We start from the raw sequence: 14512 nt of genomic DNA on the forward strand, positions 1-14512 counted from the left end.
CCACGGCGCCGAAGGACTCAGATTGCGTTTTCTCCACACCGCCGACTGGCATCTTGGTCGGCTGTTCCACGCCCGCAGCCTGCTCGAAGACCAGGCCCATGTGCTCGACCAGTTCGTCGCGCTGGTCCGTGACGTACGGCCAGACGCCGTGCTGATCGCGGGCGATGTCTACGATCGCGCCGTGCCGCCGCCCGAGGCCGTGGCGCTGCTGGACGACGTGCTGGCACGCATCGTCGTGGACGCGGGCGTGCCCGTGGTGATGATCGCCGGCAACCATGACAGCGCGCACCGGCTGGGCTTCGGCGCCCGCCTGATGGCGGCGCAGGGGCTGCACGTGGCGGGGCGCACCGGCCCGCAGGCCAGCTGCGTCACGCTGCACGACGCCCATGGCGAAGTGCGCATCTATGCGCTGCCCTATGCGGAGCCGGCCGCCGTGCGCGACGCGCTCGGGCTGGACCTGCCCAGCCACGAAGCGGCGCTTCAGGCACAGCTGGCCGCCATCCGCGCCACCCATCCGCCCGGCGTGCGCGCCGTGGCGGTGGCCCACGCCTTCGTGGTGGGCGGGGCGGTGAGCGAGTCGGAGCGGCCGCTGTCCGTCGGCGGCAGCGGGGCGGTGGCGGCGGAGGTCTTCGCCGGCTTCGATTTCGTCGCGCTGGGCCACCTGCACCGGCCCCAGACCATCGGCGAGCGGGTGCACTACTCGGGCTCGCTGCTCAAGTACTCGCTGTCGGAAGCCGAGCACATGAAGTCGGTCTCGCTGGTGGAGATCGACGGCGCCGGGCAGGTGACGATCGAGCCGATCGCCCTCCAGCCGCTGCGCAACCTGCGCGTGCTGCAGGGCGAGCTGGCCACGCTGCTGGCGCAGGGCATGGATGACGCGCGCCGTGACGACTATATCTATGCAGTGCTGTCCGATACCGGCGCGCTGCTGGACCCGATGGCGCGGCTGCGCCAGGTCTACCCCAACGCGCTGGCGATGGAGCGCACGGTGCTGGCCCGCAGCGGGCAGGCCAGCGCGGCGGGGCGCCAGTTGCGGGAACTCGATACGGGCACGCTGTTCGCCAACTTCTTCCGCGAGGTAGCGGACGCGGATCTCGACGGCGATCAGCGCCGGACGCTGGACGACCTGCTGGCCGACATGGCCGCGGCGGAAAGGGAATCGGCATGAAACCGTTGCACCTGACGCTCCAGGCGTTCGGCCCGTTCGCGGCCACGGAGACCATCGACTTCACAAAGCTGGGCGATCAGGCGTTCTTCCTGATCCACGGCCCCACGGGCGCGGGCAAGACCACGCTGCTCGATGCAATCTGCTTCGCGCTGTACGGCGACACCTCCGGCGGCGAGCGCAACCCCCAGGACATGCGCAGCGCCAACGCCGATCCGGCCCTGCGCACGGAAGTCACGCTGGAATTCTGCCTGGGCGCCACGCGCTACCGGGTGACGCGCTCGCCTACGCAGGACCGGCCGAGCCAGCGTGCCGCCGGCGGCTTCGTCAAGGAGGCCGCCAAGGCGCAGCTGGACGTGATGATGGACGATGGCTGGCGGAGCAAGGCGACCCAGCCGAACCGCGTGGGCGATGCCGTGCGCGACCTGCTCGGCTTCGACAGCGCGCAGTTCCGGCAGGTGATCGTGCTGCCGCAGGGGCGCTTCCGCGAACTGCTGACGGCGGATTCGCGCGCGCGGCAGGCCATTCTGGAGCGGCTGTTCCGCACCGAGCTGTATCGGCGCGTGGAGGAGCACCTCAAGGATCAGGCGGCGGGTATCCGGCGCGAGGCCGACGAGATCGGGCTGCGCCGCCGCACGCTGCTGGAGCAGTACACGCTGCCGTCGACGGAAGCCCTCGCGGCGCGCATCGCCGCACAGCAGGAGGCGCTGCTCGACCTGCAACAGCGCGAAGCGCTGGCCCGCGCCGCGAGCGAGGCGGCGCAGGCGTCACTGCGCAAGGGCGAGATGGAGCAGGCGAACCTGAAGGCGTGGCACGAGGCCGAGGCGACCTTCGCGCAGCTCAACGCTCGCGTGCCGGCGAAGGATGCGGAACGGGACAGGCTGCGCGCGGCCCAGCGCGCCGCGCACGTGACGCCAGTGGCGCGCAACGCCGAGGCGGCGCGCCGCGAGCAGGGCACCTCCCGCGAGGCGCTGGCCCGTTCCGAGGCCGCCGCCGCGCGCGCCCGGCACGAGGCGGACGCCGCCACCGTGGCCCTGCGCGCCGAACAGGCGCGCGCCGGGGAGCGGGAGGCGGCCCAGCGCAGCGCCACGGCGCTGGAAGACCTGCTGCCGCGCGCGCGGCAGCTTGGCCTGCTGCAACACGCGCTGGCGCAGGCCAACGCCGCGTTGACCCAAGCGCAGGCGGCCCACACCAAGGCCGTGGCGGCGCTGGATGCCGGCACCAAGCGTCAGCAGGCGCTGGACGAGGCGCTGGCGCAGGCGCGCGCCACGGCGGCCCCGCTCGACGCCACGCGGCTCCAGCGCGACAACGCGCGCGAGCGCCTGGCGCGCATCGCCAAATATCGACAGGTGGAAGCTGCCCTGCCGCCGCTGCGCGCGGCGCAGACGGCCGCCCAGACGCAATGGACCCGGGCCGGTGCCGCGCGCGACGCCGCGCGGGCCGCGCTGGCGCAGTCGGAAGCCGCCTGGCGCGTGGGGCAGGCGGCGCGGCTGGCCGCTGGCCTGCATCGTGGCGATGCCTGCCCGGTGTGCGGTGGCACTGACCATCCGGCGCTGGCGCAGCAGGTGCTGGCGCTGGTGACCGATGACGACCTCGACGCGAGCCGCGCGGCGCTCCAGCGTACCGACGAGGCGCTCGCCGAGGCCACGGCGGCACGCCAGAAGGCCGACGCGGACGTCGTGCAGGCACAGCAGCGGCTGGCCGATATCGCCGAAGCGATCGAGGATGTATCGGAGGACGGGGCCCGCCGGCTGGAGGCCGACGTGGCCGCGCTGACCGCCGCCGCGACGCAGGCGGAAGCGGCTGCCCAGCGTGCGCAGGAACTGGAAGCGGCGGCCACGCAGGGCCGGACGGCGCTCGCCACCACCGAGGCCGCCGCCAGCGCCGCCGATGCGCAGGCGCGCGTCGCCGCGCAGGAGCGGGACAAGCGAGAGGCTGAATTTCAGGCGTCCAGCGCGTTGGTGCCGCCGGAATCGCGTGACCCCGATGTGATCGCCACATCGCTCGAAGCGGCCCGGCGCCACGCCGGCGCGCTGGAAGCGGCGTTGCAGGTGGCCCAAGCCGCGGAACGGCAGGCGGCGACGATGCTCTCCGGCAGCGAGGCCGCGCTGGCATCGGCCCAGCAGCACGTGGCCCAGGCCGACGCGCGCACGGTCCAGTGCGACACCGAGCTGGCCGATGCGCTGGCGCTGGCCGGGTTCGCCGATGCCGCGGCCTACGCAGCCGCCACGCTCGCGCCGGACGCCATCGCCACACTCGACGAAGCCGTGCGCCGTTTCGATATCGATCTGGCCACCGCTGCCGAGCACCGCGCGCGCACCGCCGCCATCGCCCAGGCCATCGCCGCGCCGGACCTGCCCGCGCTGCTGGCCGCACGCGACACGGCAGCCGTGCAGCTGGAGGATGCCATCCGCCAGCGCACCGAACTCGCCGCCGCGCGGGATGCGCTGCTGCAATGCCAGGCCCTGCTCGATGCGCTGGCCGAGGACAGCCGCGATGTGGAGGCGCGCTACGCCGTGCTGGGCCGGCTCTCGGAGGTGGCCAACGGCAACAATCCGCGCCGCATGACGTTCCAGCGCTTTGTGCTGGCGACGCTGCTGGACGAGGTGCTCGAGGCGGCGTCCCTGCGGCTGATGCGCATGAGCCGGGGCCGCTACGCCTTGCAGCGCGTGCGCGAGCAGGGCGACCAGCGCGTGGCGGGCGGGCTCGACCTGGAGGTGTTCGACCATGACACCGGCAGCGCGCGGCCAGCCAATACGCTGTCTGGCGGGGAGGGGTTCCTCGCCTCGCTGTCGCTGGCGCTGGGGCTGGCCGATGTGGTGCAGTCGCGCGCCGGCGGCATCCAGCTCGACACGCTGTTCGTGGACGAAGGTTTCGGCACGCTGGACCCGGAAAGCCTCGATTTTGCGATCCGCACGCTGCTGGACCTCCAGCAGGCGGGCCGGCTGGTCGGCATCATTTCGCACGTGACCGAACTGCGCGAGCGCATCGATGTGCGCCTGGAGGTACGCCCCGGCGTAAGCGGCAGCCAGGCCGTCCTGCGTCTACCCTGAAAGGATGGCGGCGCCCCTCGCCGAGGGGTGCGATTATCGCCCGCCACGGGTCGGGCCGCCTTGACCCTGTTTCCGGGCCGGGTGTAACCTTTGTTCAGTCTGCGAATTGGAGTTCGAATAGCGAACTTATTTTGCAGGATTCGCAGGTTTCAGATGCACTCATGGCCGCCCAGACGGCCGCCAAGACAACACCAAGATTGTTGGACCCGGTCTGCGCCCGCCACCATGCCTAGCATGGGACAGACGGCGCGGACGCCCCGTCCTGCATGACGCCGGAGACAGTTTTGCGTGCCGCCCCCTTGCGGCTGGTCCCGGCCTTCGCTGCCGGACTTTTCCGTACTGGAACGCAAGTGATCAACAAGCTATATGACTCGGTGGAAGCGGCAGTGGCCGGTATCCACGACGGCGCCACGATCCTGATTGGCGGCTTCGGCATGGCCGGCATGCCGGCCGAGCTGATCGACGCGCTGATCGCACAGGGCGCACGCGACCTCACCATCGTCAACAACAACGCCGGCAACGGCGACACCGGCCTGGCCGCGCTGCTCAAGACCAAGCGCGTGCGCAAGATCATTTGTTCGTTCCCGCGTCAGGTGGATTCGTACGTGTTCGACTCGCTCTACCACGCCGGCGAGATCGAGCTGGAACTGGTGCCGCAGGGCAACCTGGCCGAGCGCATCCGCGCCGCCGGTGCCGGCATCGGCGGGTTCTTCACCCGCACCGCCTACGGCACCCCGCTGGCCGAAGGCAAGGAAACCCGCATCATCGACGGCAAGGGCTATGTGTTCGAGTCGCCGATCCACGCCGACTTCGCGCTGATCAAGGCCGACACGGCGGACCGCTGGGGCAACCTCACCTACCGCAAGACCGCCCGCAACTTCGGGCCTATCATGGCCATGGCCGCCAAATGCGCGATCGTGCAGGTGAGCCACATCGCGGAACTGGGCGAACTGGACCCCGAGCACATCGTCACGCCGGGCCTGTTCGTCAAGCGCGTGGTCAAGATCGATGGCGCCGCCCAGGCCGCCAACGCCGATCAAGCCGCCTGAAGCCAAGGAGAGATCACAATGAACCGCCTGACCCGCGACCAGATGGCCGCCCGCGTGGCCCGAGACATTCCCGACGGCGCCGTGGTGAACCTCGGCATCGGTCTGCCCACCCTGGTGGGCAACCACCTGCCGGCCGACCGTGAAATCCTGCTCCAGAGCGAAAACGGCCTGCTCGGCATGGGCCCCGCGCCCGCGCCCGGCCAGGAAGACGGCGACCTGATCAACGCCGGCAAGCAGCCGGTGACGATCAAGCCCGGCGGCTCCTATTTCCACCATGCCGACTCGTTCGCGATGATGCGTGGCGGTCACCTCGACTTCTGCGTGCTGGGCGCGTTCCAGGTCTCGCAGACCGGCGACCTGGCCAACTGGCACACCGGCGCGCCGGGCGCCATCCCCGCCGTGGGCGGTGCGATGGACCTGGCCATCGGCGCCAAGCAGGTGTTCGTGATGATGGAACACCTGACCAAGCAGGGCGAAAGCAAGGTCGTACGCGAGTGCACCTACCCGCTGACGGGCATCGGCTGCGTCACGCGGATCTACACCGACCTGGCGACCATCGACGTGACGCCGGACGGCCTGGTCGCCCGCGACCTCGTCGACGGCCTCACCTTCGACGAACTCCAGCGCCTGACCGGCGTGCCGCTGCTGCAACCCGTGGCCGCCTGACCCATACCAAAGACGAGTGAGACAGAACATGACCGACGCCTTTATCTGCGACGCCATCCGTACCCCCATCGGCCGTTATGCCGGCAGCCTGTCCGCGGTGCGCCCGGACGACCTCGGCGCCGTGCCGCTGCGCGCCCTGATGGCACGCAACCCGAACCTGGACTGGTCCGCCATCGACGACGTGATCTACGGCAACGCCAACCAGGCCGGCGAGGACAACCGCAACGTGGCGCGCATGTCGTCGCTGCTGGCGGGCCTGCCTGAGGCCGTGCCCGGCGCCACCATCAACCGCCTGTGCGGCTCCGGCATGGACGCCACCGGCACGGCCGCGCGCGCCATCAAGTCCGGCGAAGCCACGCTGATGATTGCCGGCGGCGTGGAAAGCATGAGCCGCGCCCCGTTCGTGATGGGCAAGGCCGCCTCGGCTTTCTCGCGCGATGCGCAGATCTTCGACACCACCATCGGCTGGCGCTTCATCAACCCGGCGATGCGTGCCGCCTACGGCGTGGACTCGATGCCCGAGACCGCCGAGAACGTGGCCACGGACTACAAGATCAGCCGCGAAGACCAGGATCTGATGGCGCTGCGCAGCCAGGAGAAGGCTTCCCGCGCCCAGGCCGACGGCACGCTGGCCCAGGAAATCACCGCCGTCACGATTCCGCAGAAGAAGGGCGATGCCATCGTGGTGGAGCGCGACGAACACCCGCGTGCCACCAGCATGGAAGCGCTGGCCAAGCTGCGCGGCGTGGTTCGTGCCGACGGCACGGTTACCGCCGGTAACGCCTCGGGCGTGAACGACGGCGCCTGCGCGCTGCTGCTGGCCAGCGAGGCCGGCCTGAAGCAGCACGGCCTGACCCCGCGTGCCCGCATCGTCGGCATGGCAACCGCCGGCGTGGCGCCGCGCGTGATGGGCATCGGCCCGGCACCGGCCACCCAGAAGCTGATGAAGCAGCTGGGCATGTCGCTGGACCAGATCGACGTGATCGAACTGAATGAGGCGTTTGCTGCACAGGGCCTGGCCGTGCTGCGCCAGCTCGGCATTGCCGACGATGACAAGCGCGTGAACCCCAACGGCGGCGCCATCGCGCTGGGCCACCCGCTCGGCATGAGCGGCGCCCGCCTGGTGACCACGGCGATGTACCAGCTGCATCGCACCGGCGGCCGCTACGCGCTGTGCACCATGTGCATCGGCGTGGGCCAGGGCATCGCCATGGTGATCGAACGCGTCTGACCGTTGCTGAACGTGTCTTGACGGACTTGAGGGGCGCCCGGCGCCCCTCAAGTTTCGTCCGCTTCCTGCCGTTTACCCGGATGGGAAGTTTCAGTGGTGTCTCTTCCCCAACGAGGTAGAGCAATGCGGCCGGGCCGACGGGCTCGCCGGCTGGCCGCATCTTTTTCTGACGGACCCGGCTGTAGTTGCCGGTACGGAGTACCGAGATGTCCCTTCCCGTTGCCACGCTTGTCACCGGCGCCAGTTCCGGTATTGGCCGCGCCATTGCAGAAATGCTGCTGGCCGATGGCGTGACCCAGGTGGTCAATGTCGATTACGCGGAACCCGCGTGGTCGCACCCCAACATGACGTTCTTCCAGGCCGACCTGACCAACGCCGACGCCACGCGCGCGGCGGCGGCGCAGGTGACGTCCCGCTTTGCCGTGACGCGGCTGGTGAACAATGCCGGCGCCACTCGTCCCGGCACGGCCGACACGGCCACCACGGCCGACCTAGACTACGTGGTGGGTCTGACGCTGCAGGCCACCATGCTGCTCACCCGGGCCTGCCTGCCCGCGATGCGGGCGGCCGGCTTTGGCCGCATCGTCAACATGGCCTCGCGCGCGGCGCTGGGCAAGCCCGACCGCGTGGTGTATTCGGCGGTCAAGGCCGGGCTGGTTGGCATGACCCGAACGCTGGCGATGGAGCTGGGCGGCGACGGTATCACCGTCAACGCCGTGGCACCGGGTCCCATCGCCACCGAGCTGTTCCGCCGGAGCAATCCGGAGGGCAGCGAACAGACACGGCGCATCCTGGCAAGCATCGCCGTGAAACGAATGGGAACGCCGGAAGACGTGGCGCGTGCCTCGCTGTTCTTCCTCTCGCCCGAGAATGGTTTCGTGACCGGACAGGTGCTGTACGTCTGCGGCGGAACCACGCTCGGCGTGGCACCCGTATAAGAAAGATGCCCGCCCTGGCACGGGGCGGAAATAGCGATTCAAAGCTTTGCGCCGGCGGCGCTTATCCCAGCCGTTGGCGAGCATTTCATTCCTGGAGCACAAGATGAGCATGACCAATCAACCTTCGAAGGCGCGCAGACGCCTGCTGGCCGCTGGCGTGGCACTGGCCGCCGGCATTGCTGCCGTGGGCGGCGCGCAGGCGCAGGGCACCTACCCGACCAAGCCGATCACGATGATCGTGCCGTTCTCGGCCGGTGGCACCACCGACATCCTGGCGCGTATCGTCAGCCTGCAACTGGGCAAGGTGCTGGGCCAGCCCGTGGTGGTGGACAACCGTCCGGGCGCGGGCGGCAACATCGGCGCCTCGCTGGCCGCCAAGGCCCCGGGTGACGGCTACACGCTGTTCATGGGCACCATCGGCACGCACGCCATCAACCAGTCGCTGTACTCCAAGCTGCCGTACGACCCGGTGAAGGATTTCGCGCCGATCACGCGCGTGGCCATGGTGCCGAACATCGTCGTGGTGAACCCGAAGGTGCCGGTGCACAACGTGAAGGAGCTGATCGCCTACGTGAAGGCCAACCCGGACAAGCTGTCGTACGGCTCGTCGGGCAGCGGTTCGTCGATGCACCTCTCGGGTGAGCTGTTCAACTCGATGACCGGCCTGCACATCCAGCACATTCCGTACAAGGGCAGCGCCCCGGCCGTGAACGACCTGCTGGGCAACCAGATCGGCCTGATGTTCGACAACATGCCGTCGTCGTACCCGCACGTGAAGGCCGGCAAGCTGCGCGCCATCGCCGTGACCTCGGGCAAGCGCTCGCCGGCCCTGCCGGACGTGCCGACGGTGGCCGAAGCCGGCGTGCCGGGCTACGAAGCCACGTCGTGGTTCGCGCTGTACGCCACGGGCGGCACGCCGCAGCCGATCGTCGACCGCCTGAACGCCGAAGTGGTGAAGATCCTCGCCATGCCGGAAGTGAAGAAGCAGATGGCCGAACAAGGCGCCGAGCCGAACCCGGAAAAGCCGGCCCAGCTCGCCGCCTTCATGAAGTCCGAGTCCGCCAAGTGGGCCAAGGTCGTGAAGGCCTCCGGCGCGACGGTGGACTGATCGTTGCAGCACTGAAGTACGCAGTACGCAGTAAGCAGTACTGGGAACCGGCCCGATGGGCCGGTTTTTTTATGCCCAAGAAAAAGCCCGCAAACCAGTTGCGGGCAGAAATCCCAGGTCCCGGAGGGACAGGAGGAGACAACCGACACGGGCCGGTGTGCGGGAAATCAGGTCAGGCTGTACTTGACCACTTGTTCCTCGACACCGACAAAACGCACAAGCTGGCGCAGCCCGCTTGCATATTCCTTGATGTGATGCCCTTCCGGCGTATCGGGCAGCCGGTAGTAAATCGGGGCCGAACCGGCGCGGGCGCGGGCCGCGGGGGCAGGCGCGGCGGCTTCGCCAGCGGCGGAGCCTTCGGCAAATTCCGGTCTTGCGTTCATAGACAACTCCCGGGAGACGCATGACGCGGAACGTTGGGCCGGCAAAGGGGCGCGCGCATGCGGGTGGCAATGTCTGGAATGTATTGCAAGCGGTCGGGAAATGCCATTTCGTTTTTTTTAGATCTGTTTCGAGACAATTGTCTAAATTGTCATAAATAGACGCCGGCGCGTGCTGCCGACGCCTGGGCCGCAACAAGCGCGTATCCCATGGGTTAACGGCATGACGCCGCGTGACTTGCGCGTTACCATGCCGGGCAGCTTCGCCACGACCTGACCCGCTCACCGTGGGGCAGGATCGCAACCTTCATGCCAGGCCCCCGCACCCAGATCCCGCCTCATGTCTACCCAGCACGCCCTGTTGATCTCGCTGATCGAAAAGCCGTCCTCCGGCTACGACCTCGCGCGCCGGTTTGACAAGTCCATCGGCTATTTCTGGCACGCCACGCACCAGCAGATCTATCGGGAACTGGGCCGCATGGCCGATCACGGCTGGATTGCCGCCGATGAGCAGGGCAACAGCGTGAGCAACGGCGAGCCCGCCGAGGCCGACGGCGTGGAGAAGAAGAGTCGCAAGAAGGTGTATCGCGTGTTGCCGGCTGGCCGCGACGAACTGGCGCGCTGGGTGCTCGCCCCCGGGCTGGGGCTGGATCAGCGTGAGGAAATTCTGGTGAAGCTACGTGCAGATGCTGCCATCGGGCCACTTGGACTGGCCGACGAGATGGCGCGGCTGATCGCGCTGCACGAGGCACGGCTTGAGACGTTTCTCAAGATCGAGCAGAAGGATTTCGCGGTCGGGCAGGCCGACCGCACGCGGCAGATCCATCATGCGCTGCTCAGGCGCGGCATCCGCTACGAGGAAGACTGGGTGCAGTGGGCCAAGGACCTGCTGCCGTTGCTGGCGGCACCGGCCGCCAGCGACAACGCCTAAACGCTACCGTCAGGCTACGTCGAGCGCGGAGGCCGCGCTGGCCGGCGCTGCCTCGGCCAACCCCAGGCGGCGGCGGGCGAGTGCATATTCCTCCACAAATCGACGCACCAGTTCGCCGGCCGGCACCACGCGCTTGATCGCGCCCACGCCCTGGCCGGCGCCCCAGATGTCTTTCCACGCCTTGACGCTCGCCGAGCCGAAATTCATCTTCGAGGCATCGGAGGTGGGCAGGGCCTCGGGGTCAAGCCCGGCGCGCACGATGCTGTTGCGCAGGTAATTACCGTGTACGCCCGTGAACAGGTTGGAATAGACGATATCGTCCGCCGAGCTGTCGACGATCATCTGCTTGTAGGCGTCCTGGGCGTTGGCTTCCTGCGTGGCGATGAAGGCCGAGCCGATATAGGCGAGGTCCGCCCCGGCGGCCTGCGCGGCCAGTACGGCGTTGCCGCTGGCGATGGCGCCGGACAGCAGCAGCGGGCCATCGAACCATTCCCGGATTTCATGCAGCAGCGCAAACGGCGACAGCGTGCCGGCATGGCCGCCCGCGCCGGCGGCCACGGCGACCAGCCCGTCCGCGCCCTTCTCGATCGCCTTGCGCGCGAAGGTGTTGTTGATGACGTCATGCAGCACGATGCCGCCATACGAGTGCACGGCGTCGTTGACTTCCTTGCGCGCGCCGAGGGACGTGATGACGATGGGCACCTTGTAGCGCACGCACAGTTCCAGGTCGTGCTCGAGGCGGTCGTTCGACTTGTGCACGATCTGGTTCACGGCGAACGGCGCGGACGGGCGGTCCGGGTGCCTGGCGTCGTGCTCGGCCAGTTCCGTGGTGATGCGGTCCAGCCATTCCTCGAGCTTCTCGGCCGGGCGCGCGTTCAGCGCCGGGAACGAGCCGACCACGCCGGCCTTGCACTGGGCGATCACGAGGTCGGGATTGGAAATGATGAACAGCGGCGAGCAGACAGCCGGCAGCGACAGGTTCTGGAGCAGGGCGGGCAGGGCCATGGTGGGATTCCTCTGAAAGATATGCAGATATGCGTGAAGAACGAGTCGCTCAGGCGCCCCGCAAGATGTGTTTCTGGGCGCCGAGGCGGGCGCCCATGGCCTCGCCAAGCGCCTGCAATGCGCTCAGCGGGCGCACCATGACCTCGAATTCAACGATCTTTCCGGTGGCATCGAAACGGATCATGTCGATGCCCTTCAGCGCCTTGCCGGCCACATTGGCACTGAATTCGAGCACCACGCTCGCCTGGTCGTCACCGACGAAGCTGCGGTGGTAGCGGAAGTCCTCGAAGACCTCGTTCACCGTGGTCAGCACCAGCTGGATGGCGGCGCGGCCCGGGTAGGGCGTGTGCGCCACGGGGGAACGGAACACCACTTCGTCGGCGACGATGGAATCGAGCGCGTCCATATTGTGGGTGGCGATCATCGTGTGCCATGTATCCAGCGATTGCGCCGCGGCGGGCGCGAGTGAGAGGTTTCGCATCGGGTCTCCTCCGATCACGTCGTTGGGAATCGTATCGCGTAATTATGCAACTGGTTGCATAGTGGATGGCAAGGTATCACGGCGCCGCGGCGTTTTGCAAGCGGCTTCGTGTGCCGGGTTGTCTACAATGCACGCATCGCCGCTTTTTCGCGGCGCGTCATTCAGGAGCGCCCTTGACCACGCCTTCCGGGGCCGACCCGCAACCCGATGCCCTGTTCGATGCCGACCTCGACGCCTGGCACCGTCAACCCGAGCGCGCGTTCGATGGCTGGCTGGCCAGCCACGGTTTCCGGCACGGCACTGCCGTCGTCTATCGGGCGATGTGGGGCAAGCTGCTGCGCTGGTCCGGCGAGCAGGGTTTGCCGCCGCTGACGTGGTCGGCGGGCCAGATTGGCGCGTTTCTCGATGCCCAGGACTTGCACAAGCGCCATCGCTATCGTTATGCGCGGCTGATCGAGCGGGTTTTTCACCATCTGTCGCTGCTGCAACAGAATTTGCACAATCCTGCGAGTCAGGCGGTGAAGAATCATCTGGCGGAGGGCGACAACGACCCCACGGCCTTCCTGCTGCCGGGCGAGCGGGACCTGCTGGTTGCGCGCGTGCTGTCGCCTGATGGGCTTGAGCGTCCGGACCTGTCGCGCGGGATTTCGCCCACGCAGTGGAAGCGGGCGCGCGATGTGGCGCTGATTGCCGTGCTGCTGGGCGGCGGCCTGAAGGTGGCCGAGGTGCGGGCACTGCGCGTGGAGACCATCGACGGATTGGACGAAAGGGGGGAAGGCGGCGCGCAAGAGGGCGCGCAAGAGGGCGCCGGGCTGGCCCTGCGCATGGTGCGCCCGGACAACGGCCGCGCCTATACCGTGCCGCTGTTCCCATTTGCCGATGCGCCGCTGCGTCACTGGCTGGCGTTGCGCGCGGCCGCCGGCACGCTCGGCGAACTGGTCTTCCCGGCGATGGCAAACGGGCGGCCGATGCATGCGGCATCCATCTACCGTCGGGTGGAGTTGCTATTAGAGGAGGCCGGCGTGCTGGCCGGGCGGCGCGAGCGGGCGTCGCCGCAGACGCTGCGCAATACGTGCGGCGCGATGCACTTTGATGCCGGCACCGCTCCGGCCAGGGTGGCCCAGGTGCTGGGCATGCGCGATCTGGAGTCCGGCTGGCGGCTGCACGCCGCCTATGAGGCTTGGCAGGCACGTGCCGGCCTGCCCCCGGCCGCGTCCACCGCGCCTCAGCCGTCTTGACGATGGCGCTGTGATGCAGCCGTGATATGTTCGGCGTAACCCGCGCCGGCTATGATGAGCGCCCCGCGTAAAGCGCCTGATCCGGCGCGTGGCATCGCCCCCGAACCCATTTCTGACCCTGATCCTTTCCATGGCTGAGACCTTACTGCTGACCGGTGCCACCGGCTATATTGCTTCCCACACTTGGGTGGCACTGCACCAAGCGGGTTACAACGTTGTCGGTATCGATAATCTCTGTAACAGCAACCGGGCGGTTGTCGAACGCCTGGCACGGATTACCGGCGCAACGCCCAATTTTGTCGAAGGTGACGTGCGTGACCGCGCGTTGCTGGACAAGCTGTTCGCCGAACACAAGATTTCCGGCGCGATCCATTTTGCCGCGCTGAAGGCGGTTGGCGAGTCGGTGAGCAAGCCGATCGAGTATTACAGCAACAATCTCAACGGATTGTTGACGCTTTGCGCGGCGATGCAGTCGGCCAACGTGAAACAACTGGTATTCAGTTCGTCGGCCACGGTCTACGGCAATCCGCATGCCGTGCCGATCCTCGAGGATTTTCCGCTGTCCGCGACCAATCCGTACGGCCAGACCAAGCTGATGGGCGAGCAGATTCTGCGCGATCTCGAGATTTCGGATGAAAGCTGGCGAATCGGATATCTCCGGTATTTCAACCCGGTTGGCGCCCATGAAAGCGGGCTGATTGGCGAAGACCCGGGCGGCATTCCCAACAACCTGATGCCTTATGTGGCCCAGGTGGCGGGCGGGCGCCGGCAGAAACTGAGCGTCTATGGCGGCGACTATCCCACCGTGGATGGCACCGGCGTGCGCGACTATATCCACGTCTGCGACCTGGCCGACGGCCATGTGGCGGCCCTGAAATACCTGCGCGAGCAGCCGCGCGGCATGACCGTGAACCTCGGCACCGGCCGGGGCTACAGCGTCCTGGAGGTGGTGAAGGCTTACGAACGCGCGAGCGGCCGGCCCGTTCCCTACGAGATCGTGGCGCGGCGGCCGGGTGATATCGCTTCCTGCTATGCCGATCCGGCGCTTGCCCGGGAACTGCTTGGCTGGCGCGCCCAGCATGACATCGACCGCATGTGCGAGGACTCGTGGCGCTGGCAGTCCATGAACCCGAACGGGTTTGCGGGCTGACCGATGACGGGCGCGTACCCGTTTCTGCGGCGGTGGGGATAACGTAGCGGAACAAAACGAATCGCAACAAAAAACCGGGCCTTGGCCCGGTTTTTTGTTGGTGCGGTGGACGCGGCG

General features: G+C 68.1%; 13 protein-coding genes. 10 read left to right on the plus strand and 3 right to left on the minus strand.

Features of this window, described 5'->3' with window-relative positions:
- The first annotated feature begins 22 nt into the window (after positions 1–22).
- The 7 genes from SB751_RS07120 (at position 23) to SB751_RS07150 (ending at position 9210) form a co-directional block, all read left to right on the plus strand.
- Positions 23–1168, plus strand: coding sequence for an exonuclease SbcCD subunit D (locus tag SB751_RS07120; RefSeq protein WP_144199807.1), 1146 nt, complete (start codon positions 23–25; stop codon positions 1166–1168).
- Positions 1165–4218, plus strand: coding sequence for an AAA family ATPase (locus tag SB751_RS07125; RefSeq protein WP_410747896.1), 3054 nt, complete (start codon positions 1165–1167; stop codon positions 4216–4218). The genes SB751_RS07120 and SB751_RS07125 overlap by 4 nt, the downstream gene beginning before the upstream one ends.
- A 350-nt stretch (positions 4219–4568) precedes the next feature.
- Positions 4569–5267 (plus strand): 3-oxoacid CoA-transferase subunit A, encoded by a 699-nt coding sequence (locus SB751_RS07130; RefSeq protein ID WP_144199811.1) that lies wholly within the window; start codon positions 4569–4571, stop codon positions 5265–5267.
- An 18-nt stretch (positions 5268–5285) separates the two neighbouring features.
- Positions 5286–5933 carry a CoA transferase subunit B gene (locus SB751_RS07135; RefSeq protein WP_144199813.1) on the plus strand — a complete coding sequence of 216 codons (648 nt, stop codon included), beginning with the start codon at positions 5286–5288 and terminating at the stop codon, positions 5931–5933.
- 28 nt (positions 5934–5961) lie between these two features.
- Positions 5962–7164: a 3-oxoadipyl-CoA thiolase gene (pcaF, locus tag SB751_RS07140; protein WP_144199815.1), complete on the plus strand. Its 1203-nt coding sequence runs from the start codon at positions 5962–5964 to the stop codon at positions 7162–7164.
- A gap of 206 nt (positions 7165–7370) precedes the next feature.
- A complete protein-coding gene (locus SB751_RS07145) occupies positions 7371–8102 on the plus strand; it encodes an SDR family NAD(P)-dependent oxidoreductase (RefSeq protein ID WP_410747897.1) in 732 nt (243 codons plus the stop codon).
- A gap of 103 nt (positions 8103–8205) precedes the next feature.
- Positions 8206–9210 (plus strand): Bug family tripartite tricarboxylate transporter substrate binding protein, encoded by a 1005-nt coding sequence (locus tag SB751_RS07150; protein ID WP_144199819.1) that lies wholly within the window; start codon positions 8206–8208, stop codon positions 9208–9210.
- 167 nt (positions 9211–9377) lie between these two features.
- Here the strand turns inward: SB751_RS07150 and SB751_RS07155 are convergent, their stop codons facing one another.
- Positions 9378–9593, minus strand: a complete 216-nt coding sequence (locus tag SB751_RS07155) for a hypothetical protein (RefSeq protein ID WP_144199821.1) — start codon at positions 9591–9593, stop codon at positions 9378–9380.
- Between the two features lie 337 nt (positions 9594–9930).
- On the opposite strand from SB751_RS07155, the gene SB751_RS07160 reads away from it, so the two are divergent.
- A complete protein-coding gene (locus SB751_RS07160; RefSeq protein ID WP_144199823.1) occupies positions 9931–10521 on the plus strand; it encodes a PadR family transcriptional regulator in 591 nt (196 codons plus the stop codon).
- Between the two features lie 9 nt (positions 10522–10530).
- Here SB751_RS07160 and SB751_RS07165 read toward each other — a convergent pair whose 3' ends face one another.
- Positions 10531–11526, minus strand: a complete 996-nt coding sequence (locus SB751_RS07165; RefSeq protein WP_149138671.1) for an NAD(P)H-dependent flavin oxidoreductase — start codon at positions 11524–11526, stop codon at positions 10531–10533.
- Positions 11527–11575: 49 nt separating this feature from the next.
- Positions 11576–12007 (minus strand): nuclear transport factor 2 family protein, encoded by a 432-nt coding sequence (locus tag SB751_RS07170; RefSeq protein WP_092295976.1) that lies wholly within the window; start codon positions 12005–12007, stop codon positions 11576–11578.
- A 173-nt stretch (positions 12008–12180) separates the two neighbouring features.
- Between SB751_RS07170 and SB751_RS07175 the strand changes: the two genes are divergently transcribed.
- Positions 12181–13245 (plus strand): tyrosine-type recombinase/integrase, encoded by a 1065-nt coding sequence (locus SB751_RS07175; RefSeq protein ID WP_186296897.1) that lies wholly within the window; start codon positions 12181–12183, stop codon positions 13243–13245.
- Positions 13246–13375: 130 nt separating this feature from the next.
- The gene (gene galE, locus SB751_RS07180) at positions 13376–14395 is read left to right on the plus strand and encodes a UDP-glucose 4-epimerase GalE (protein WP_144199829.1); all 1020 of its coding nucleotides are present in this window, start codon (positions 13376–13378) and stop codon (positions 14393–14395) included.
- The last annotated feature ends 117 nt before the right edge of the window (positions 14396–14512 follow it).

Origin of the sequence: Cupriavidus sp. SIMBA_020, from assembly GCF_046535395.1 — a bacterium.
GTDB classification, from domain to species: Bacteria; Pseudomonadota; Gammaproteobacteria; order Burkholderiales; family Burkholderiaceae; genus Cupriavidus; species Cupriavidus campinensis.